20 protein-coding genes are annotated in these 21,134 nt (G+C 77.1%); 9 read left to right on the top strand and 11 right to left on the bottom strand.

Annotated elements, in window-relative coordinates:
- The first annotated feature begins 4 nt into the window (after positions 1 to 4).
- From WAA21_RS01540 to WAA21_RS01530, 3 genes are all read left to right on the top strand, one after another.
- Complete coding sequence (locus tag WAA21_RS01540; RefSeq protein WP_336920972.1) at positions 5 to 649, top strand: hypothetical protein; 645 nt, start codon at positions 5 to 7, stop codon at positions 647 to 649.
- A 190-nt stretch (positions 650 to 839) separates the two neighbouring features.
- The gene (locus tag WAA21_RS01535) at positions 840 to 1,580 is read left to right on the top strand and encodes a DsbA family protein (protein ID WP_336920971.1); all 741 of its coding nucleotides are present in this window, start codon (positions 840 to 842) and stop codon (positions 1,578 to 1,580) included.
- A 130-nt stretch (positions 1,581 to 1,710) separates the two neighbouring features.
- Positions 1,711 to 2,289 (top strand): VanZ family protein, encoded by a 579-nt coding sequence (locus WAA21_RS01530; protein WP_336920970.1) that lies wholly within the window; start codon positions 1,711 to 1,713, stop codon positions 2,287 to 2,289.
- Here the strand turns inward: WAA21_RS01530 and WAA21_RS01525 are convergent.
- Positions 2,183 to 3,106: an NAD-dependent epimerase/dehydratase family protein gene (locus WAA21_RS01525; RefSeq protein WP_336920969.1), complete on the bottom strand. Its 924-nt coding sequence runs from the start codon at positions 3,104 to 3,106 to the stop codon at positions 2,183 to 2,185. The two genes, WAA21_RS01530 and WAA21_RS01525, sit on opposite strands and share 107 nt — an antisense overlap.
- Positions 3,107 to 3,287: 181 nt before the next feature.
- Between WAA21_RS01525 and WAA21_RS01520 the strand changes: the two genes are divergently transcribed.
- Both WAA21_RS01520 and WAA21_RS01515 read left to right on the top strand, forming a co-directional pair.
- Positions 3,288 to 4,079 (top strand): hypothetical protein, encoded by a 792-nt coding sequence (locus WAA21_RS01520; RefSeq protein ID WP_336920968.1) that lies wholly within the window; start codon positions 3,288 to 3,290, stop codon positions 4,077 to 4,079.
- A gap of 133 nt (positions 4,080 to 4,212) precedes the next feature.
- Positions 4,213 to 5,724 carry a histidine kinase N-terminal 7TM domain-containing diguanylate cyclase gene (locus tag WAA21_RS01515; protein WP_336920967.1) on the top strand — a complete coding sequence of 504 codons (1,512 nt, stop codon included), beginning with the start codon at positions 4,213 to 4,215 and terminating at the stop codon, positions 5,722 to 5,724.
- Positions 5,725 to 5,779: 55 nt separating this feature from the next.
- On the opposite strand, the gene acs is transcribed toward WAA21_RS01515, so the two are convergent.
- Positions 5,780 to 7,789 (bottom strand): acetate--CoA ligase, encoded by a 2,010-nt coding sequence (gene acs, locus WAA21_RS01510; protein ID WP_336920966.1) that lies wholly within the window; start codon positions 7,787 to 7,789, stop codon positions 5,780 to 5,782.
- Positions 7,790 to 7,886: 97 nt separating this feature from the next.
- Between acs and WAA21_RS01505 the strand changes: the two genes are divergently transcribed.
- Complete coding sequence (locus tag WAA21_RS01505) at positions 7,887 to 8,801, top strand: ribonuclease Z (RefSeq protein ID WP_336920965.1); 915 nt, start codon at positions 7,887 to 7,889, stop codon at positions 8,799 to 8,801.
- Here the strand turns inward: WAA21_RS01505 and WAA21_RS01500 are convergent.
- Genes WAA21_RS01500 through WAA21_RS01490 form a run of 3 tightly spaced genes read right to left on the bottom strand, consistent with a single transcriptional unit; the run spans position 8,784 to position 11,196 of the window.
- On the bottom strand, positions 8,784 to 9,320 hold the full coding sequence (locus WAA21_RS01500; protein ID WP_336920964.1) for a DUF2306 domain-containing protein: 537 nt from the start codon (positions 9,318 to 9,320) through the stop codon (positions 8,784 to 8,786). The two genes, WAA21_RS01505 and WAA21_RS01500, sit on opposite strands and share 18 nt — an antisense overlap.
- A complete protein-coding gene (locus WAA21_RS01495; RefSeq protein WP_336920963.1) occupies positions 9,317 to 9,754 on the bottom strand; it encodes a MarR family winged helix-turn-helix transcriptional regulator in 438 nt (145 codons plus the stop codon). Before WAA21_RS01495 ends, WAA21_RS01500 begins: the two co-directional genes overlap by 4 nt.
- Before the next feature lie 53 nt (positions 9,755 to 9,807).
- Positions 9,808 to 11,196 carry a dihydrolipoyl dehydrogenase family protein gene (locus tag WAA21_RS01490; RefSeq protein ID WP_336921103.1) on the bottom strand — a complete coding sequence of 463 codons (1,389 nt, stop codon included), beginning with the start codon at positions 11,194 to 11,196 and terminating at the stop codon, positions 9,808 to 9,810.
- Between the two features lie 247 nt (positions 11,197 to 11,443).
- On the opposite strand from WAA21_RS01490, the gene WAA21_RS01485 reads away from it, so the two are divergent.
- Together WAA21_RS01485 and WAA21_RS01480 are read left to right on the top strand one after the other, a co-directional pair.
- A complete protein-coding gene (locus tag WAA21_RS01485) occupies positions 11,444 to 12,409 on the top strand; it encodes an ATP-binding cassette domain-containing protein (protein ID WP_336920962.1) in 966 nt (321 codons plus the stop codon).
- Between the two features lies 1 nt (position 12,410).
- Positions 12,411 to 13,250, top strand: a complete 840-nt coding sequence (locus tag WAA21_RS01480; protein WP_336920961.1) for an ABC transporter permease — start codon at positions 12,411 to 12,413, stop codon at positions 13,248 to 13,250.
- Here the strand turns inward: WAA21_RS01480 and WAA21_RS01475 are convergent.
- The 3 genes from WAA21_RS01475 to WAA21_RS01465 all read right to left on the bottom strand — a co-directional run bounded on the left by WAA21_RS01475 (position 13,247) and on the right by WAA21_RS01465 (position 16,670).
- The gene (locus tag WAA21_RS01475; RefSeq protein ID WP_336920960.1) at positions 13,247 to 13,630 is read right to left on the bottom strand and encodes a DoxX family protein; all 384 of its coding nucleotides are present in this window, start codon (positions 13,628 to 13,630) and stop codon (positions 13,247 to 13,249) included. The two genes, WAA21_RS01480 and WAA21_RS01475, sit on opposite strands and share 4 nt — an antisense overlap.
- A gap of 74 nt (positions 13,631 to 13,704) precedes the next feature.
- Complete coding sequence (locus WAA21_RS01470) at positions 13,705 to 14,436, bottom strand: PIG-L deacetylase family protein (protein WP_336920959.1); 732 nt, start codon at positions 14,434 to 14,436, stop codon at positions 13,705 to 13,707.
- A 44-nt stretch (positions 14,437 to 14,480) separates the two neighbouring features.
- Complete coding sequence (locus WAA21_RS01465; protein WP_336920958.1) at positions 14,481 to 16,670, bottom strand: phospholipase D family protein; 2,190 nt, start codon at positions 16,668 to 16,670, stop codon at positions 14,481 to 14,483.
- A gap of 87 nt (positions 16,671 to 16,757) precedes the next feature.
- Between WAA21_RS01465 and WAA21_RS01460 the strand changes: the two genes are divergently transcribed.
- On the top strand, positions 16,758 to 18,482 hold the full coding sequence (locus tag WAA21_RS01460) for an HNH endonuclease signature motif containing protein (RefSeq protein ID WP_336920957.1): 1,725 nt from the start codon (positions 16,758 to 16,760) through the stop codon (positions 18,480 to 18,482).
- Positions 18,483 to 18,503: 21 nt separating this feature from the next.
- Here WAA21_RS01460 and WAA21_RS01455 read toward each other — a convergent pair whose 3' ends face one another.
- The 3 genes from WAA21_RS01455 to WAA21_RS01445 all read right to left on the bottom strand — a co-directional run bounded on the left by WAA21_RS01455 (position 18,504) and on the right by WAA21_RS01445 (position 21,016).
- Positions 18,504 to 19,337 carry a carbon-nitrogen hydrolase family protein gene (locus tag WAA21_RS01455; protein WP_336921102.1) on the bottom strand — a complete coding sequence of 278 codons (834 nt, stop codon included), beginning with the start codon at positions 19,335 to 19,337 and terminating at the stop codon, positions 18,504 to 18,506.
- A gap of 19 nt (positions 19,338 to 19,356) precedes the next feature.
- Positions 19,357 to 19,827 carry a hypothetical protein gene (locus WAA21_RS01450; protein WP_336920956.1) on the bottom strand — a complete coding sequence of 157 codons (471 nt, stop codon included), beginning with the start codon at positions 19,825 to 19,827 and terminating at the stop codon, positions 19,357 to 19,359.
- Positions 19,828 to 19,975: 148 nt separating this feature from the next.
- The gene (locus tag WAA21_RS01445) at positions 19,976 to 21,016 is read right to left on the bottom strand and encodes a M14 family zinc carboxypeptidase (RefSeq protein ID WP_336920955.1); all 1,041 of its coding nucleotides are present in this window, start codon (positions 21,014 to 21,016) and stop codon (positions 19,976 to 19,978) included.
- Positions 21,017 to 21,134: the final 118 nt, after the last annotated feature.

Raw genomic sequence — 21,134 nt, 5'->3', positions numbered from 1 at the left:
GAGCGTGCGGGTGCGGTCGTGGCGCGACGTCGCCTCCCGCGCTGCCCGCGCGGGCGGCGCCGCGGCGCTCGTCGTCGCCCTCGCCTCCGCCGCGCACGTCGCCGCCGGCGCCGGCTCCGGCGCCACGGGCTGGCTCCTCGCGCTCGTCGTCGTGGCGGGTGCGGCCCTCGTGCTCGCGCCCCGGGCCACGACCCCCGGTCGCCTCGTCGTCCTGCTCGGCGGCGGGCAGCTGCTCGTGCACCTGTCCCACGTCGCCGTCGCGGCCGGCGCCGCCGCCGGGACCCACTGCTACGCGCCGCGTGGGGCCTCCGCCGCCGACCCGGGTGGCGTGTTCGCCGCCGTCCCCGCGGTCGCCTCGTGCGGTGCGGCCGCGGGCAGGGCCGCGGACGCCGTGCACCTGCACGTCCTGCCCTCACCGCTCATGCTGCTCGCGCACGCGGCCGCGACCCTCGTCACCGCCGCGGTGCTCGCGCGGGCACAGCGGCTCCTCGAAGCCGTGGCGGGCCTGTTCCGGGTCCGGCCCCGTCCGGCGACGCCCACGGTCGCGGTGCCCGGGCGCCGACCGGTCCCGGCCGTCCGGGCGCCGCGGCCCGCCACCGGGCCCCGCCGGGGTCCGGCCCCCACCCGCGGTCCTCCGCTCCCGGTCTGACCCGCCCGCCCGCCCCGTCGGGGCCCCGCGGCGCCGGGAGGACCTGCCCCGGCTCGCGCCCGCGCGCCGGGACGCCGGCGGCGACGCACGAGCGCGCCGCCCGACAGCGGAGGAGCACGCCCATGGACACCCGACCCGCAGGACCCGTCCTGCCCCGAACCGACGCCACCCCCGACGGGCAGGCGCTCACGTGAGCCGGCCGCGCAACGGGGGAGCGACCGACCTGCGCTCCGGCAGCCGCACCCTCGTGGTCGTCGTCTCGCTCGTCGTGCTCGCACTCGTCGCGACGACCGTCACCGTCATCGCGCTCGCCGCCCGCGACCGGGACGCGCTCGCCGGGCTCGAGCCGGGCGGCACGACCACCCAGGAGTGGGCCGGCTCGCCCGCCGCCGGCCTCGACGAGACCGGCGGCGTCGCCGTCGGCGACGGCGGACCCGTGCTCACGGTGTACCTCGACCTGCTGTGCCCGGCCTGCCGGCAGCTGGAGGAGACGAGCGGGGAGTACCTGCGGGGGCTGGAGGCCTCCGGCGAGGCGACGGTCGACTACCGCCCGATCGCGATCCTCGACCGTCTGAGCGCCGGCACCGAGTACTCCACCCGCGCCGCGTCGGCCGTCATGTGCGTGGCCGACACCGACGGCCCGGCCACGGCGGTCGACGTCGTCGACGCGCTGTACGCGGCGCAGCCCGCCGAGGGCGGCCCCGGCCTCGACGACGCCGCGCTCGCCGAGGTCGCGCTCGGCGCGGGAGCGAGCGAGGCGGTCCGGCTGTGCATCGAGGAGACCCGGTACGCCGGGTGGGTGGCCCGCTCGACCCAGCAGGCGCAGCAGCTGGGCGTCGGCGGCACCCCGACCGTCTGGGTCGACGGCCAGCCCACGACCGCGCGGACGCCCGAGGCGCTCGCGGGGGCGCTGCGGCAGGCGGGGGGCTGAGCGACCGCCGGCTCGGGACGGGCACCGGACCGTCCCGAGCCGCGGCCGGGGAGGACCCCGAGCGGGTCGTGCGGGGGACGTCGCGGCCGACCCGAGCCGACCGGGCCGCCGTGCGCCGTAGGCTCCCGCGGTGATCGCCACCTGGCTCGTCCTGCACCGCGAGCTGGTCCTGCCCGGCGTCGGGGTCGCGGTCGCCCTGTGCGCGGGACTCGGGCACGCGCTGCTGCGCCTCGGCCGGTGGGGGCGCGTGGTGGCGTGGCTGCTGGCCGGGGCGTGGGCGGTCGTCGTCCTCGTCCTCACGCTCGTGCCGGAGGCCGAGCCGTCCAACGCGCGGGAGTGCCTCGTCGGCCTCACGCTGCCGTCGCCGGGAGCGGTGGAGGCGGTCGCCAACGTCGCGCTCTTCGTCCCGCTCGCCTACCTGGCGGGCGTGGCGAGCCGGCGGCCGTGGCGGGTGCTCGCCGCGGCGGTGCTGTGCTCCGTCGGCATCGAGGTCGTCCAGGGGCTGCTGCGCCGGCTAGGCCGGGCCTGCGACACCAACGACGTCGCCATGAACGCGCTGGGGGCGTTGCTCGGGTGCGTCCTCGCGGTCGCGAGCCTCGCCCTCAGCCGGGCGGCGGAGCGGCGCGGACGTCGCGACGCAGCTCGGCCAGCGCCGCCGCCAGGTCCACCGACGGCGTCCAGCCCCACGCCGCCGCGCGCCCGGTCCTGACCCGGCCGGTCCACACCGGCTCGTCGGTCCACTCGGGGTCCACGCCGAGCGCCTCGCAGACCGCGCCGTGGTACTCCCGCCACGTGGCGGGCCCGCCGGCCACGAGCAGGGGTGTCGCGCTGCCCGGCACCGGGCCGCGTGCCGGGTCGTCGGCGGTCGCGACGACGCCGGTCGCGAGGTCGGCGACGGCCCGGGCGAGGTCGTCGACGTGCACCCAGGCGAAGGACTTCGCCGGGTTGGCGGCCCGCTCGCCGTCGCGCACGGACGCGGGCCGCAGGGCGTTCCACACCGACGTCGGGCCGGAGCCGAGGATCGCCGGCGGCCGGACGAGGACCGTCGTGAGGCCGTCGAGCGCCGCGAGCGCGGCGTCGGTGTCGCGCTTGGTGACGGCGTAGTCGCCGCCGTCCTCGCCGACCAGCGCTGAGCCCTCCTCGACGTCGCCGACGCCCGGCGAGCGGTCGTACACCCCGGCCGTGGACAGGTGGACGAGACGGGTCACGCCGGCGTCGCGGGCCGCGCGGGCGAGCGCGGGCGTCCCCTCGACCGCCACCTGCTGCTGGACGGCGCGGTCGGAGCCCATCGGGTGCACCGTCGTGACGACGGCGTCCGCCCCGTCGACGACGCGGGCGGCCAGCGCCGGGTCCGCGAAGTCGCCGACGTGCTCCTCGACCCCCGGGCCGCCCGGCGCGGTGCCGGGACGCCTCACCACCGCGCGCACCGCGGCGCCGCGCTCGGTGAGCAGCGCGCACACGCGCGCGCCGACGAGTCCGTTCGCCCCGGTGACGACGACGACGGGACCGCTGGGTGTGTCGGGCACGCCCCCACCCTCGCAGCGGGACCGCCCGGGTGCTCGTCGTCGCGGCGAGGTCGGATAGCACCGGAGCGCCGTGCCCGTCCCGGGTTCGACGGAACTCGACCCATGTGTCCGGTCTCGCTGGTTGGGTGCTGGGGTCCGTGACCCTCACGGACGACCGACCCCATCTGGAGGACCTCGAACCATGCGTTCCGTCCGCGGCGCCGTCGCCGCTGTCACCCTGGGCCTCGCGGCCCTCGCCCTCGCCCCGACCGCGTCCGCCGCCGGCACGACCGTCGTCGACGAGACCTCCCTGACGTCCACGTGGACGACCGGCGACCAGCGGGGCGACGGTGCTCTGGCCTTCGTCACCGAGTACGGCGCCCCCGCGGGGCTCGGTGACGGCGCGCTCCAGCTGTCCACCCCCGGCGACTCCGACAAGGTGCAGATGCTCACCGCCGCGGACCTGCCGTTGTCGGCCCTTGCCGACGCGTCCTACTGGACGTACCGCGTCAGCGGCTCGGGCGAGCAGGTCCCGGCGATCAACGTCGTCATCGACCACAACGGCCCGGCCGACGGCGGCTTCGCGACCCTCGTGTTCGAGCCGACGTACTCCTACCCGGGCCAGGTCGCCGACGGCGTCTGGCAGCGCTGGGACGCCGGTGCGGACGCGTCGTGGTGGTCCACCCGGTCCTTCCCGGGCATGCCGAGCGCCTTCGACTCCTTCGTGAGCCTCCGGAGCATCATCGACGCGAACCCGGACGCCGTCATCGAGGCGTTCGGGGTCAATGCCGGCAGCGGCAACGCCGGTCTGCTGGCCGCGGTCGACGGGCTGACCGTCGCCGGCACCACGTACGACTTCGAGCCGCGCACGTACTCGAAGGCGGACTGCCGGGACGGCGGCTGGGCGAGCAACTTCGCCGCCGACCGGTTCGTCAACCAGGGCGACTGCGTGTCCTACTTCGCCTCCGGCGGTCGCACCCACGCGGAGGACTGACCGAGCGGGGGAGCGGCCTCGACCGGCCGCTCCCCCTTCGGGCACGTCCCTCCGGGTGAGGCGGCTCAGACCCGGCCCCCGACCTGCCGATCGCCACCTCGACGGGTGCTCGGCGCAGGAGAGGCGGTGGACGGTGCTCGACGTCCTCGACCTCGCGTGCCTCGCGACGGCGCTCGTCGCCGGCGCGACCGGGGCGTTCCTGCTCCTCGGCCGCCGGTCGGCGATGAGCTCGCGGTCCCTTGCCGTCGTCATGCTGTCCGCGGCCACGTGGGCGCTGCTCAGCATCGCGCTGTCGCACGTGCCCGGCGTCGCCGCGGCCGCCGCGGTCACGCGGGTCATCGTGGCGGCGGCCGCGGTGCAGGCGACGGCGGGCGCCTGGTTCTGCCTGTCGCTCGCGGGGCGCCGCCCGAGCGGCCGGAGCGTCCGGCTGCTGTCGGTCCACCCGGTCCTGCTCTCGCTCGCGCTGCTCACCGACGCATGGACCGGCCTCGTGGTCGAGGAGGTCCGCACGGAGCCGACCGGTCTCGTGGTGGTCTTCGGGCTCGGGTTCTGGGCCCACACCCTGTACTGCTACGCCCTGCTCGGCTGGGGCCTGGTCGCGCTGCTCGTGGCCGCCGGCCGGGCGGTCTCCGGGCACCGGCTGCACTACCTGCTCGCCGTCGGGGCGGTGCTGCCGCCCGTGTGCGGCAACGCCGTGAGCGTCCTCGGCGCCGGCGGCGGCCAGCGCGACCTCACCGCCCCGCTCTTCGTCGTCACGGCGATGCTGTGGTTCTGGGTCGACCGCTGGAGCCCCCGGTTCCGCAGCGCGCCCATCACCACGCCGCAGGTGCTGCAGGCCCTCAGCGACGGCGTGGTCGTGGTCGACGCGCTCGGCCGCATCGTCGACGTCAACCCCGCCGCGCTGCGCATGCTGGCGGGCGTCGGCAGCCGGCGCTCGCACGTGGTCGGGCGCCACTGGCGCGACGTCGTGGACGAGGACCTCGTCGTGGCCGTCGAGGCCGAGGGGACCCGCTCGGTGCTGCGACCGGACGGCTCCGTCGTCGACGTGCGCGTCACCCCCGTCGTGGCCGGCGGCGCACGCACCGGCTGGGTCGTCGTGGCCCGTGACGTCACCGAGGTCGAGCGGCTGCGGGGCGAGCTCGCGGAGCAGGCCCTCCGGGACGGGCTCACCGGCCTGCACAACCGGCGCCACCTCGAGCAGGTGCTCGCCGCCGCGGTCGCCGAGCACGCCGTGCTGTCGCTCGCGGTCGTCGACGTCGACCACTTCAAGGCGGTGAACGACGCCCACGGGCACCTCGTCGGCGACGAGGTGCTCGTCGCCCTGTCGCGCCTGCTGCAGGCCGCCGCCGGCGCCGACGGGGTCGCCGCGCGCCTGGGCGGTGAGGAGTTCGTCCTCGTCCTGCCCGGCCTGACCGCGGGCCGGGCCCACGACCGGGTCGAGGACCTGCGACGGCGGTGCGGCGGGGTCGTGGTCCCGGCGCGCGACGGCACGGTGCGCGTGAGCGTGAGCGCCGGCATCGCGCAGCTGCGACCCGGGCAGGACGCCGCTCGGCTGCTCGCCGCGGCCGACGCCGCCCTGTACGCGGCCAAGGCCGCGGGCCGGGACCGGGTCGTGCTCGCCGACCCCGTCCCCGCGCCGCGCTAGCTGGGTCCGTCGGCCCGCCGGCCCGCCGCCCCGTCGGCCCGTCGGCCCGGACCGCTCAGCCGGCGTTCGCCCGGCCCTCCACGACGCGCTGCAGCACGGGCACGACGGTCTCGTCCTGCAGCGAGGTGGTGTCGCCCAGCGGCCGACCGGTGAGCACGTCGCCCAGCAGCCGCCGCATGATCTTGCCGGAGCGGGTGCGCGGCAGGTCGGGCACGCACACGACGTGCGCGGGCTTCGCGACCGGGCCGATCGCCGCCGCGACGTGGGCGACGAGCGCGGGCCGCACCTGCTCGGCCAGCGCCCGCCACGCGGCGGGGTCGTCGGTGGCGGGCGGCGCGACGGGCACGACGAAGACGGCCACGGCCTGCCCCGTGAGGGGGTCGTCGACCCCGACGGCGCCGGCCTCCGCGACGAAGGGGTGCGCGACGAGCGCGGACTCCACCTCGATCGTCGACAGCCGGTGCCCTGACACGTTGACGACCTCGTCGACGCGGCCCTGCAGGCGCAGGTACCCCGCGTCGTCGAGGACCCCGCCGTCGCCGGCGAGGAACAGCCCGCGCGCGGCGAAGCGGGCGAAGTAGCTGTCGCGGTAGCGGGCGTGGTCGCCCCACACGGTCCGCGCCATCGCGGGCCAGCGGCCCTCGAGGGTCACGAGCCCGCTCGTGCCCGCGGGCACGTCCGTCCCGTCCTCGTCCACCACGCGCACGCGCTGCCCGGGCAGGGCGACGCCCGCCGCCCCGGGCACCCCGGTGTGCACGCCCGGCAGCGTGGAGACGACCGCGGCCCCGGACTCCGACTGCCACCACGTGTCGACGAGCGGGGCGCGGCCGCCGCCGACGTGGCGGTGGAACCACACGTACGCCTCGGGGTTGATCGCCTCCCCGACGCTGCCGAGCAGGCGCACGCTCGACAGGTCCCGGTCCCGCCCGTCCGGGTGCGCGCCGAAGCCGTCGGGGAAGCGGGCCATGAGCGAGCGCACGAGGGTGGGCGCCGTGTAGTACACCGTCACGCCCAGCCGCTCGATGACGTCGGCGTGCCGCGTCGCGGTGGGGTGGTCCGGCGAGCCCTCGGCGAGCACGACGGTGACGCCGTTGCTCAGCGGCCCGTACAGCACGTACGTGTGCGCGGTCACCCATGCGAGGTCCGCGGTGCACCAGTACACGTCGTCCGGCTTCGCGTCGAAGACCGCCCAGTGCGTCCACGACGCCTGCACGAGGTAGCCGCCGGTCGTGTGCACGACGCCCTTCGGCCGCCCCGTCGTGCCGGACGTGTACGTGACGAACAGCGGGTGCTCCGCGTCCCACGCCCCCGGGTCGGTGACCGGCTCCGCCTGCGCGAGCGCGTCGTGCCACCAGACGTCCCGGCCGGCGGTCCACGGCACGTCGGGGGTCTCCTCCCCGGTGCGGCGCACGACGAGCACGTGCTCGACGTGCTCCAGGCCCGCCACCGCCTCGTCGACGGTGCCCTTGACCGCGACCGCGCGCCCGCGCCGGAACTGCCCGTCGGAGGTGACGACGACGCGCGCGCCCGTGTCGGCGACCCGGAAGCGCAGGGCCTCCGCCGAGAAGCCGCCGAAGACGAGGGAGTGCACGGCGCCGACGCGCGCGCACGCGAGCGCGACGACGACGGTGTCGACGAGGACGGGCAGGTAGACGACGACGCGGTCGCCCGGTCCGACGCCGAGCGCGCGGAGCGCCCCGGCGGCGCGCGCCACCCGGTCCTGCAGCCCGGCGTAGGTGACGCGCTCGGTGTCGCCGCGCTCGCCCTCGAAGAGCAGCGCCGTGTGCTCGCCCCGTCCGGCGGCGACGTGCCGGTCGACGCACACCACCGAGGCGTCGAGGGTCCCGCCGTCGAACCAGGTCGCGCGCGGCGTCGCCGGGTCGTCCGGGTCCACCGGCACCCACTCGTGCACCGAGTCCCAGCGCCGCGACCACGGCAGGCGCTCCGCCTGCTGCTCCCAGAAGGCGAGCGGCTCCTCGGGCAGCGCGGCGAGGACGTCCGGGGTGACGTTGGCGCGGGCGGCGAAGCCCGGCGGCGGCGGGTAGCGACGGGGGTCGTGGACCACGCGGCGATGCTAGGGACCCGCCAGGGGCCCCCGGCTGGCGGGGACGGGCAGTCCGCCGCGAGCCTGGGGGCGTGGCAGCAGCACAGCGGGCGGTCCGGTGAGCGTCCGCGAGCTCGTGGTCCTGGGGACCGCGTCGCAGGTGCCGACGCGCACCCGCAACCACAACGGCTACCTGCTGCGCTGGGGCGCCGACGGCCTGCTGTTCGACCCGGGTGAGGGAACCCAGCGGCAGCTGACGCAGGCGGGCGTGCCCGCCTCCGCCGTCACCCGGGCGTGCCTCACCCACCTGCACGGCGACCACTGCCTCGGCCTGCCCGGCGTCGTGCAGCGGCTCGGCCTCGACGGGGTGCGCCGCGACCTGCCCGTGCACTACCCGGCGGCCGCCGCGCCGACCGTGACGGCGCTGCTCGCGTCCAGCGTCCACGTGCCGCTCGTGCCCGTCGCGCACCGGCCCGTCGACGGTGACGGTCCGGTCGCCCGCGGCGAGGGCTGGACCCTGTCCGCGCGGGCGCTCGACCACCGGGTGCCGACCGTCGGGTACCGGCTGGAGGAGGACGACGGCGTCCGCATGCTCCCGGACGCGCTCGCCGCGGCGGGCGTGCAAGGCCCCGACGTCGCCCGCCTGCAGCGGCAGGGCACGCTCGAGGTGGGCGGTCGCACGGTCGCCCTCGCCGACGTGAGCGTGCCGCGGCGCGGGCAGGTGGCGGCCGTCGTCATGGACACGCGCTGGTGCGACGGCGCCGTCGAGCTGGCCCGAGGCGCCGACCTGCTGCTGTGCGAGGCGACGTACCTGCACCGTGACGCCGACCTCGCCGAAGGGCACGGGCACCTGACGGCCCGTCAGGCCGGCGAGCTGGCCGCGGCCGCGGGGGTCCGTCGGCTGGTGCTCACGCACTTCTCGCAGCGCTACGGCGACAGCGGCGAGCCGTTCCGGACCGAGGCGGCCGAGGTCCACGACGACGTGGTCGCGGCCGAGGACCTGCAGCGCGTGCCGCTACCGCCCCGCCGGTAGCGCCACGGCGGCGCGCGCCCGCCGCGGCCCGAGGGCACGGCGCCTGCGGTCGGTCGTGCGGGCCCACGCGTGCGCCCCGCCGACCACGACGACCCAGCAGGCGACGAGCACGAGGACCGCGGCGACGGCCTCGAGCGGGCGGGTGACGACGAAGGTCGGCACGAGCCGGTCGGGCACCGCGACGGCGCCCGCGAAGGCACCGAGCAGGCCGAGGTAGCTGCCGAGCATGTTGCCGCGGTGCGCCTGCCGGTCGTGGCGGCGGGCGGCGCGCACCCCGAGCACGAGCGCGACGAGCGTGACGACCGACAGCACGTGCAGCACGCTGAGTCGCCCGTCGCGCAGGTCGCGGATGGCGAAGGAGCTCGTGGCGACGAACGTCATGCCCGCCACCCAGCTCCACCCGACGAGGCGGTGGACGGCGTCGCCCTTGCGCCGGCGCAGCAGCGCGTAGCCGCCGAGCCCGACGCACAGCACGGCCGTGGCGGCGTGGACGGCGACGAGCACGAGGGGTGCGGTCACGGTGCCTCCTCGGGGGCGACGGCGTCGAGCGCGCGCACCAGGCGGCGCGTGTCCTCGGCGTAGCGGTCGTAGGGCACGCCGCTGCGCTCGACGAGCGCGGCGAAGCGTCCCTCGAGCAGCGCGGCCGCCGCCTCGACCGCGTCCTTGCCGGCCGTCGTGAGCGACAGCACCCTGCGGTTGCCGCCGCCGGGGTCGGGGGCGACCTCCAGCAGGCCGGCCTCGCGCAGCACCCCGACCATGCGGCTCGTCGACGGCTCGGTGACGCCGAGACGGTCGGCGAGCGCGCGCTGCGTGGGGGCGTCCTCGCCGACGAGGACGAGGGCGAGGAAGCGCCGGTACGACAGGTCGAGGTTCGTGCGCAGCAGCCGGTCGGCCGAGCGGTCCAGCCGCGCGGTGAGCGCGTGGAGGTCGAAGGTGAGGGAGCGCTCGGCCACACCCAGAGACTAAGCGTCCTAAGTTAGATTCACAAGGTACTAGGCGGCGGGTGTCACAGGCCCGCCTCCTCCAGCAGCCGCAGCCACGTCTCGCTGATGGTCGGGAACGACGGCACGGCGTGCCGCAGCCGGGCCAGCGGCACCTCGCCGACCACCGCGACGGTCGCGGAGTGCAGCAGGTCGGCGACGTCCTGCCCGACGAACGTGGCGCCGAGCAGCACGTCGCGCGCGGCGTCGACGACGAGCACCGCGGCGCCGCGGTAGCCCTCCGGCGCGTGCAGGTAGCTGCCGGCCGTCGACATGTCGTGCTCGAGCACCCGCACCTCGTGGCCCGCCTCGCGGGCCTGCGCGGCGGTGACGCCGACCGCGGCGACCTCGGGGTCGGTGAACACGACCTGGGGCACGGCGCGCTCGTCCGCCCACGCCGTCCACGACGGCTCCTCGCCGCGGGCACGGGCGAGGACCGCGTCGGCGGCGACGCGCCCCTGGTACTTGCCCTGGTGGGTGAGCAGCACCCGTCCGTTGACGTCGCCGATCGCGTACAGCCACGGCACGCCGTCGGCCTGCAGGGTGTCGTCGACGGGGACCGGCCGGTCCTCGTCGAGCCCGACGGCGCCGAGCCCCAGGCCGCTCGTGCGGGGGCGGCGCCCGGCGGCGACGAGCAGCTCGTCGGCCACGACGTCCCCGTCGCCGTCGAGGCGGAGGGTGACGGTCCCGTCGCCGGCCCGCTCGACGGCGGTCGTGCTCGCGCCGAAGCGCACGTCGACACCGTCCTCTCGCAGGGCCTCGGTGAGCAGCCGCCCGACGACGGGCTCGTGGCGGGGGAGGAGGGCGTCCCCGCGCTCCAGGAGCGTGACGCGCGAGCCGAGGGAGGACCACGCCTGCGCCATCTCGAGCCCGACGACGCCCGCACCCAGCACGGCCAGTCGGCCCGGGACAGCCCGGGCGGAGGTGGCGTCGCGGCTGGTCCACGGACGCGCGTCGCGCAGCCCGGGGACGTCCGGCACCGAGGCCGCGGAGCCGGTGGCGAGGACGACCGCGCGGCGGGCCCGCAGGGCGGTCCCGCCGTCCGGGCCGTCGGTCACCTCGACCGTCCGCTCACCCGTGAGCCGCCCGCGGCCGCGGAGGAGCCGGATGCCCTTGTCCGTCAGCCACGGCACCTGCCCGGAGTCGTCGTAGCCGGACACGGCCTCGTCCCGGAACCGCAGCACCGCCTCGGCGTCGAGCGCACCGGTGACGGCCTCGCGGGCGCCCGGCACGCGCCGAGCCGCCCGCAGCGCGTGCGCGGGCCGCAGGAGCGCCTTGCTCGGCACGCACGCCCAGAACGAGCACTCCCCGCCGACCCGCTCGGCCTCCACGACCGCGACCGTCAGGCCGCCGTCGGCCACCCGCCCGGCGGCGACCTCGCCGGCCGGGCCGGCCCCGACGACGACCACGTCCACCTCGACGACCCCGTCGGTCCCGCCGCGCTCGGCGGGCTGCTCGTCACGCCGCTCGTCCTGCTGGCCCCGCTGGTCCTGCTGCTCGCTCACGGTGCCGACGGTAGGCCGGGACCCCGGTGGCGGCGACCGATGAGAACGAGGCGGCGGGCCGGTCGAGAAACCCGGTGCCGGCCGTCGGTGCCTGTCGCTACCGTCCCGGCGGCGGTACCGCCGCCCCGCACCCCGTCCGGCCCACCAGGAGGCTCAGGTGATCCACGCCCGCGGGCTCGCCCGCACGTTCCGCACCCGCAAGGGCCGCGCCCGCGAGGACGTCGTCGCGGTGGCCGGGGTCGACCTCGACGTCGCCGAGGGCGAGGTCGTCGGCTTCCTCGGCCCGAACGGCGCCGGCAAGACGACGACGCTGCGCATGCTCGTCACCCTCCTGGCCCCGACCTCCGGCACCGCGACGGTCGCCGGGCACGACGTCGCCCGCGACCCCGTCGCCGTGCGACGCTCCATCGGGTACGTGTCGCAGTCCGGCTCGACCTCCCGGGAGGCCGTCGCGGGGGAGGAGGTCGTCGACCACGGCATGCTCTACGGCATCCCGCGGCAGCGCGCCGAGACCCGCGGCCGGGAGCTGTTCGAGCAGCTCGACCTGCCCGGGGCGTGGACGCGGAAGCCGGGCAGCCTGTCCGGCGGGCAGCGGCGCCGCCTCGACATCGCGATGGGCCTCGTCCACGACCCGCGGCTGGTGTTCCTCGACGAGCCGACGACCGGCCTGGACCCGCAGGCGCGCGCGAACCTGTGGACCCACATCCGCTCGCTGCGCGAGCAGCGCGGCATGACGGTGTTCCTCACCACCCACTACCTCGACGAGGCCGACGCGCTGTGCGACCGGATCCTCGTCATCGACCACGGCCGGATCGTCGCCGCCGACAGCCCCGACGCGCTCAAGCGCCAGGTGGCCGGCGACCTCGTCGAGCTCGACGTGCTCGACCCGGCGCGCGTCGGCGACGCGGTCGCGGTGCTCGGCGGGGTCGACGGCGCCGCCGAGGTGAGCGCCGACGGCGCGCGGGTGTCGACCCGGCTGCCGAACGCCGGTCGCGTGCTGCCCGGCCTGCTGCGCGAGCTCGACGTGCGCGGGGTCGCGCTCGACGCCGTCGAGGTGCGCCGGCCCACCCTCGACGACGTGTTCCTCACCATGACCGGCCGCTCGCTGCGGGAGGAGTCCTGACATGACGACCACCACCTCGGCCACGGTGCCGAGCCCGCGGACGTCCGCCGACGGAGGCGCCGCCTCGCGGGTCGGCGCGGCGGAGTTCGCACGGCAGACCGGCATCGTGTGGCGCCGGCAGATGCGCATGAACCTCCGTAACCCCGCGTGGGTGATCATCGGGCTCGCGCAGCCCGTCCTCTACCTCGTGTTCTTCGGGCCGCTGCTCGAGCCCATCGCCGAGCAGATCGGCACGCAGAACGCGTACACGTTCTTCGTGCCCGGGCTGCTCGTGCAGCTCGGCCTGTTCGGGGCGCTGTTCGCGGGCTTCGGGCTGATCGCCGAGTGGCGCGAGGGGGTCGTCGAGGCCGAGCGGGTCACGCCCGCCTCGCGCACGGCCCTGCTGCTCGGGCGGGTGCTCCGCGACGTCGTGCTCCTCACCGTGCAGGGCGTCCTGCTCGTGTCGCTCGCCTTCGCGTTCGGGCTGCGGGCGTCCCTCGGCGGGCTGCTGCTCGGCCTCGTCATGGTGATGTTCGTCGGCGGGGCGTGCTCCGCGGCCTCCAACGCCCTCGCGCTCACGACGAAGAGCGAGGACGTCATGGCCCCGGTCCTCAACAGCATCGTGCTGCCCGTGCTGCTGCTGTCCGGCATCCTCCTGCCGATCTCCACCGCCACCGGGGCGCCCGGCTGGCTCGTGGCGGTGAGCAGCGTGATCCCCACCCGCTACGTCGTCGACGCGGTGCGTGCCGTGTTCGCCGGCGAGTGGGGCCTGACGGTCGTGTGGGGTCTCGCGTGGACCCTGGTGCTCTTCGTGCTCGGTACGTGGGTGGGCACGCGCACGTTCCGCAAGGAGAACGCCTAGGGGTCGCTCCGCTCCCGCCCGCGGGGGATGACCCCACCGGCGAACAGCGCGGCGAGCACGAGCACCGGCTGGAACAGCAGCCGCACGAAGCGGCTCGTGTCGGAGTCGAGCCCGAACGCGTCGGTCCCCTCGAGGTACTGGGCGACGTTGCCGGGAAAGACCACGACGTAGAACGCCGCGAGCAGCAGCCCGACCGTGCGGCGGAGGCGCCGGGGGGCCAGGAGCAGGGCGGAGCCGAGGGCGACCTCCACCGCGCCGGATGCGAGCACGGTGAGGTCGGCGCCGACGGGGAACCACTGGGGCACCTGGGCGCGGAACTCCTCGCGCAGCGTCGTGAGGTGGCCGAGGCCGGCGCCGACCATCGCGGCGCCGAGCCCCACGCGCGCCACGGTGCGGGCGACCTCGAGGCCGTCGGTCCGCGGTCGTGACCCGTCCCGCGGCTCCGGCCCGCGGCTCACGAGGCGGTGCCGGCGTACAGCCGGAAGCCGACCCGCCGGGAGGCGTCCGGCTGCTCGGTCGCCATGTCGACGACCGCGCGGGCCTGGTCGGCGACGGGCTCGTCGGACAGCGCCGCGAGGTAGCGCGCGTGCTCGGCGAGCGAGGCGACGGCCCGCTCGACCGCGTCCGTCACGTCGACCGCGTGCGTGGCGGTGGGGCCCGGCTGCTGCACGGCGACGTGCCGCACGCCGGACCACGGCTCACCGGCGAGGTCGGGGAAGATCCACTCGTCGGCCGCGTCGGACACCGCGTCGAGGGCCGCCTCGCCGAGAGCACGGTGGTCGGCGGAGCTGACGACACCGACGGACGCGTCCGGCGGGGTCCACGTCGGGCCGCCGTACATGGTCACGACCAGCTCGGGCCGGTGGCGGCGCACGGCGGCGGCGAGGTCCCGCCGCAGGTCCGGCCCGGCCTGCAGCACACCGTCGCGGTGGTCCAGGACGTCGACCTCCGACACCCCGACGACGGCCGCGGAGCGCCGCTCCTCCTCCTCCCGCACCGGCCCGCAGTCCGCGGGCGCCAGGCCCGCGATGCCCGCCTCGCCGCGGGTGGCGAGCAGGTGGCGGACGTCCTTGCCGTCACCCGTCCACACCGCGACGGCCGCCGCCACGCCGTACTCGATGTCGTCGGGGTGCGCGGCCACCACGAGCGCGCGCTGCCAGTCGTCGGGGAAGGGCTCCGGTGCCATGCCCGGCAGTCTGCTCGCCGGGGCGCCGGTGCGCCGTCCGGCGCTCAGTGCAGCCCGCGCAGCCGCATCCGCGGCGGGCGCCCGTCCGGGTCGAAGACCGTGCGGTAGACCGGCGCGACGGCCAGGCGGAGCAGGCGCGGCTGCTCCGCCACCCGGTGCGGGCGCAGCCGCCCGGGCGGGCGCTCCCCGGTGCGACCGCCGTCGTACCAGCGCTGCAGCGCATCGGCCTGGGCGCGCAGCGCCCGCACGGCGGCGTCGGGGTCGAGCAGGGTCGCGTCGTCGGCCCCGCCGCGGTCGCTGTCGAGGTGCTCGCGCCACAGCTGCAGGCGCAGGTCGCGCGCGTAGCGGCGCGCGCCGTCGCCGAGGCCGCCGGGGTCGCGCGGTTCGCGCGGGTCGCGCGTGGAGTCGAGGACCGCGGCGGTGAGCTCCGAGTCGTGGGTCCACGAGCGGCGGTTGAAGTTGTCGCTGCCGACCGTCGCCCACACGTCGTCGACGACGCACACCTTCGCGTGGACGTACACCGGCTCGCCCCGGCGGTTCTCCACGTCGACGACCGTCACCCGGTCGCCCCCGGCCTCGCGCACCCGCTCCAGCGCCTCCATGTGCCCGAGCAGGGCCGCGCGGGCGGTGAGCGCGCCGTCCTGGTCGGGGTGGCGCGGGACGACCGCGACGAGATGCAGCCGCGGGCAGCGCCGCAGGGCCGCGGCGAAGACCTGGGCGACGTCCGTCGACCACAGGTACTGGTCCTCGACGTACACGAGGCGCTGCGCGCGCAGCAGCGCCTTGGCGTAGCCGCGCGCCGCGGTGCGCTCCCCGTCGGGGGCGAACGGGTAGCCCGGCCAGCGGTTCGGGTACGTGCGCAGGAGCTGTACCGCGGCGGGACCGGCCGGCGGCGGCGGCGGGGCCGGGTCCGGCAGCGGGTCCGGCTCGCGGTCGGCGCCGCGGAGCAGGTCCGGCAGCACGTGCCACGGCAGGCGGCTGAGGACCGCGGGGTCCTGCCAGCGCTCGCGGAACGTGTCCTCGACCGCGCGCACCACGGGCCCGCGCAGGCGCAGCTGGACGTCGTGCCAGGCCGGCGAGCCGCCGTAGGGGTCGGCGAACGGCTGGGTCTGCGGGTCCCCGCCGTGCTCGTCGTCGTCCCGGCGGCTGTGGGCGAGGTCGATCCCCCCGACGAAGGCGACGTCGCGGGCCGGGTCGTGACGGTGACGGATGACGACCACCTTCTGGTGGTGGCTGCCGAGCGGGCGGACCCGCTGGTCGAGCAGCACCTCCGCGCCGTGGTCGGCGAGACCCTCCGACAGGTCGCGGTTCTGCTCCTGCGAGAACTGGAGACGGTCCCAGTGCGAGCGCCACAGCAGGCCCTTGACCGTGACGCCGCGGTCGGCGGCGGCCGCGAGCGCCTGCGCGACGGTGGGCCCGTCGTCGACGAGCCGCTGGTCGGGGTCGCCGCGCCAGTCGCACACGAGGACGAGGTCGCCCTCGCCGGCGCCGTCGAGCGCCTCGAGCAGGGCGGGGAAGTACGTGCGGCCGTGGACGAGCGGTGTGACCTCGTTTCCGGTCGTCCACGCAGGGGTGCGGGTGCGGTCGTTGCCGCGCTGGTGCGCGTCGAGGAACCACGCCGCCACGGCCGGGTCGTCCGCCGCCTCCGCCGCCCGGCGACGCCCGGCGAGCCGCGCCAGCAGGCCCTCGCCGTGGGGCGCGCGGACCACCGGCACGTCACCCATCCGGTCGACGAGGTCGGAGCCGGCGAGCCGGACCCCGCCGTACGGCGCCGCCTGGCGCAGCAGGACCGCCGCGGTCCTCGCGGGGTGACGACCGGCCGCCTCCAGGAGCAGCGACGTCACCTCGGCCGAGTCGCCCCCGACCAACGTCCACCGTTGCGCCGGGCCCCCGGTGAGGACCCGGTCGAGCGCCGCGGGCGCCTCCTCCGGCGGCACGACGAGGAGCGGCCCGGGTGGCATGCCGAGGCGGTGCAGCCGCGCCCGGACCCGGCGGGCCGTCCGCCCCTCCCGGTGCGGCGACGGCAGGTCGCGGGCGAGGTACACGACCGGGCCGGCGGTCCCGCGGAGCCGGTCGAGCAGCGCCGGCATCCTGTGCCCCGGGCGACGGTCGGCGCCCGTCTGCACGGCAGCGCGCCACGCCGCCGCGACGGGGTGGCGCAGCGTGTCGAGACCGGTGACGTCGTCGACGTCGAGGAGCACGCCGGTGTCGTGCGGGTGGGGGGCCTGGGGCACGCGCACGAGGCTCGCAGACACCGGCGCTTCTCGCTATGGCGATCGAACACGTGTTCGACTAGCATGGCGGTAGCTGGAGGGGGTGCCATGGTCGGGACGGAGCCGGACGACGACGGTCCCGCTCGTGGCGTGCTCCTGTCCGCCGTCGACCGCGTCGCCGCGGCCACGGCGGCGCTGGACCGCCTCGCGTCGCCGGGGCAGGCGTGGCGCACCCGCGACGCCGACGTGCTGACGGCGGTCGCCGAGGTGGCCCGGGTGCGCGCCGCCCTCGACGCCGTGCACCTCGCGCTGGTCCGGGAGGTGGACCAGCGCGGCGTCGCCGAGGCCTCGCCCGTCGCCACGAGCGTGGAGGGGTTCCTGCGGACGGCCTGCCTCGTCGACCGTGGCGCTGCGGCCCGCGACGTGGCCGCCGCACGGGCCACAGCGCCCGGCGCCGTCCTGGAGCCGCTCGGCCAGGCCCTGCGGGGCGGGCGGTGCACGCGCGCCCACGTCGACGTCGCCGTCCGCTGCACCGAGCAGCTGCCGAGCGCGCTGCTCGAGCGGCCCGGTGCGGCCGCCACGGTGAGCGACTACCTGCTCCTGGCCGTCACGGAGGCCACCCCGCGCGAGGCGGACCGGGCTGCCAAGGCCCTCCTGCGCACCATGGTCGACGACCCCGCCGAGCGGCACGACCCGCGGGCGCACGAGCGGCGCCTGCTCGACCTGGCGGAGGACGCCACGGGCATGACGGTCGGCCGCTTCCAGCTGGACCCGGTGAGCGGCGCGGTGCTGCGCGCCGCGCTCGACCGGTGGTCGGGCCCGGTGTCCGGCGCCGACGGGGAGCGGGACTCGCGCTCGCCGCGGCAGCGGCGGGCGGACGCCCTGGTCACGGCCCTCGAGACGGCGTCGTCGGTCCAGGGGCCGCAACGCGGCGAACGCCCGCGCATCGTCGTGCACGTGACGCCGGAGCAGCTGCGCGCCGCCAGGACACCCGCGGCGGGCGACGGCCCCGCGGGCTCGGGGCCGCCGGACCCGGTCGGCGGGCGACCCACGGTCGAGGGCGGCGGTCAGCTGCCCGCGTGGGCGGCTCGCCGGCTCGCGTGCGACGCCGTGCTGCAGCGTCTCGTCGCCTCGCCGACGGAGGGGGTGCTCGAGCTGGGCCGCACGGTGCGCCTCGCGAGCGTCACCCAGCGCCGGGCGCTCGCGGGCCGCGACAGCGGGTGCGTGGTCCACGGCTGCGGCGCGGCGCCGGCGTTCTGCGACGCGCACCACGTCGTGCACTGGGCGGACGGCGGGCCGACGGACCTGTCGAACCTCGTCCTGCTGTGCCCCGGGCACCACACCGCGGTGCACGCGGGCACGTGGGGTGTCGACATCGACCGCACCGGACAGGTGTGGGTGGTGCCGCCGAGGTGGAAGGACAGCCGCCGCACACCGCGGCCCGCGTGGCGCCAGCGCGCGGAGCGGGCCCGGGAGGCGGTGCTCCGCGCACTGCGACGACCTGAGGACGTCTGCGACGCCGGTCCGCCGGGTCCGGTGGACCGGCCGGGCTCGGTTCCCCCGGCTCCGGTGGACCGGCCCGGCGCCTCGGGCCCGCCGGGCCCGGTGGTCCTCGACGGCACGTCGGACTGCCCCGGCGAGCCCGACTCCCGGGGCGCCGGGTGGGACGACGCCCTCGACGCCGGGATCTGCGAGCGCGAGGCCTGGACCCTCGCGCCGTGGGACGAGGGCCCGGGCGCGGACCGCCTCCGGTCGGACCTGGCCGAGCGGTCCCGGCGGTTCGGTGCGGAGCTCGACCGCGCGCTGGCGACGACCTCCCGGGCAGGGCCCTGAGCAACCCGGGCGGCGTACGTGCTACCCGGGACGGTCGGTGGTGGTGCGGGCGACGGCGGGCACGGCCCGCAGGTGCTCGAGGACGGGCAGCCGGGCGCGGACGGCGCGGACCTCGGCGACGTCGAGGTCGGCGAGCAGCACGCCCGGTGCGGCACCGAGCCGGTCGCGGACCTCCCCGAGCGGGGACACCACGCAGCTGCGTCCGATGCCGTTGGCCGCTCCGGGCACCGGCTCCAGGCCGGCGGCGCGCGGCTCGGCCTGGTCGCACGCCACGACGACCGTGGTCGCGTCGAGGGCCCGCGCCCGCACGAGGAGGTCCCACTGCTCGGCCTTGCCGGGCCCGTCACCCCACGACGCGGGCAGCGCCACCACCTCCGCCCCGGCGCTGGCCAGGGCGGTGAACAGCGCGGGGAAGCGCACGTCGTAGCACGTGGCGAGGCCGACCCGGACGCCGTCGACGTCCACCACGACCGTGCGACCACCCGGCTCGACCGTGTCGGACTCCCGCGAGCCGTACGCGTCGAAGAGGTGGAGCTTGTCGTAGCGGGTGTCGCAGCCGGGGCCGGTGACGAGCAGCGTGTTGCGGACCCGGTCGCCGTCGGAGCCGGGGGTGAACATGCCGACCACGACCGTCACCCCGCTCGCGGCCGCGGTCTCGCGCACCGCGCTCGCCCACGGCCCGTCGAGGGGCTCGGCCACGTCCCGCAGGCGCGTGCCGAAGCGGGCCATCGTCGCCTCGGGCAGGACGACGAGCCGGGCGCCGGCCCGGGCGGCCGTCGTGACGCCGTCGCGCACCAGCGCGAGGTTGTGCGCGGGGTCCGCGGTGGCGGCGACCTGGCACAGCGCCACCCGCAGCCCGTCAGCGCTCATGCCGTCACGGTAGCGACGGCGGGCGCAGCCACAGGCGCGACAGCGGGGTGAAGACCCGGTGCACGGACCTCGCCCACCACGGGGCGTCCGCGGGCAGGTCCACCCGGACGAAGGTCGCCCGCAGCCGCCACGCGAGCAGGCCGTCCTGCAGCGGCTGGTCGCCGACGACCACCGCGCCCGCGGGCGCGGTGAGGCGGGTGAACGGCTTGCGCGCGACCCGCATCTGCCGCCACGTCGCGGGGAGCACACCGTCGGAGACCCGTCGCACGGAGTTCGTCACCACGTGCACGTGCTGGTCGGCCCACTGAGCGCCGAGCCGGGTGACGGCCTCGTCGAGCTCGACCTGCCCGGTCCGCCAGTGCGCGACCCACGGCTCGAGGTCGAGGACGACGAGGCTCGGGCGCGGCCGGCGCCCGCTCCCGACCTGCTCGGCCCAGTCGTCGACCGCCACGACCTCCACCCGGCGTCCGCTCACGTCGTCATCCTCCCCTGCGTGTGCCGTGCCCCCGTGGCGCCCGGGCCCGCCGGGTCCTGACGCCGTCGCGCCCCGGTCCGCGGAGGGACCGGGGCGCGACGGAGGTGCGGTGCGGGTGGCCGGTGGTGGACCGACCTCCGTCAGTGGCTCAGACGCCGCACGACCCGCGGTCGGCGTAGGGCAGCGCGTCGTAGTCGGCCCAGTCGCTGCTGTACAGCGAGCCGTCGGCTGCCGCGGTCAGCACGGCCATGGTCGGGCGGGAGAAGAGGTTGGCGAGGTAGCCGTTGCTCTTCTGGCCCACCGAGCGCACCTCGTAGAAGATCGCGCCCGTGACGGTGTCCTGGCCGAGCGGGGTCTCGCCCGCGGGGGCGGTGCCGCCGAGCAGCATGCGCGACAGCGCCGCGTTCGTGATGTCGATGTCGGGGTAGCGCGCGACGTGGGTCTGGCCGTAGCCGGCGAGGGCGTCGAGGCTCACCTCCGACATCTGCCGGGCGGTGTCCCACTGCTCGTCGGTCAGCCGGGACGGGTCGACCGTGCGGGCGCCGATCTGGAACTGGTTGAGGTCGGTGGTGCCGGCCACGCGCGGTGCGGAGCTCATGTGGTGCAGGTCGAGCCCGAGGTCGGGCTGCACCTCGGCGAAGAGGTTCCAGAACGCGACCGACTCGACCTGGGTGAAGTTCTCCCAGTCGCGGTTGAGGTCGGTGCGCGTCGGGGTCGTGCTCTGGCGCGTGTTCGCCTCGGACCCGTCCGGGTTGTACATCGGGATGACGACGACGGTGAGGTTCTCGCGGATGAGCCGGGCCTCGGGCGTGTTGCTGCTGCCGAGCTCCTGGAGGATGTGGAGGACCGCCTGCGTGGACTGCAGCTCGTTGCCGTGGATGCGGGCCTGCAGCCAGAACACCGTGTCGCCGGTGCCGACGGTGGCGTAGTAGAGCTCGCGGCCCTCGCCGGACAGCCCGGCCGACTCGACCGTCACGCGGCCCTGGCTGTTCGCCTCGATGGTCTGCAGGCGCCGCTGCACGTCGGCGTAGTCCGCGACGCTGCTGCGCGACACCTCCTGGTTCTCCTGCAGGCAGGGGCCACCGGGGGTGTGGGCGGGCTCCGCGCTGGCGGGGGTGGCGGCGACGGCGCTGAGGGCGCCGGCCGCGAGCAGGCCGCTCGCGCAGGCGGCGACGATCCGAGTACGCACGTGGATCTCCTTCGATCGCTTAGAGGTGCGGGGTCGACACCTTTCGTACACGTAGCCGGACTAACTACACAAGGGGTTCTCGACCGTCCGTTCGGGGACTGAGACGGCGCGGACGTCT

This window comes from Aquipuribacter sp. SD81, assembly GCF_037153975.1.
Classification (GTDB): Bacteria; Actinomycetota; Actinomycetes; order Actinomycetales; family JBBAYJ01; genus Aquipuribacter.
Note: the sequence above shows the minus strand (reverse complement) of the source record. Positions and strands in the feature narration are given on the sequence as shown.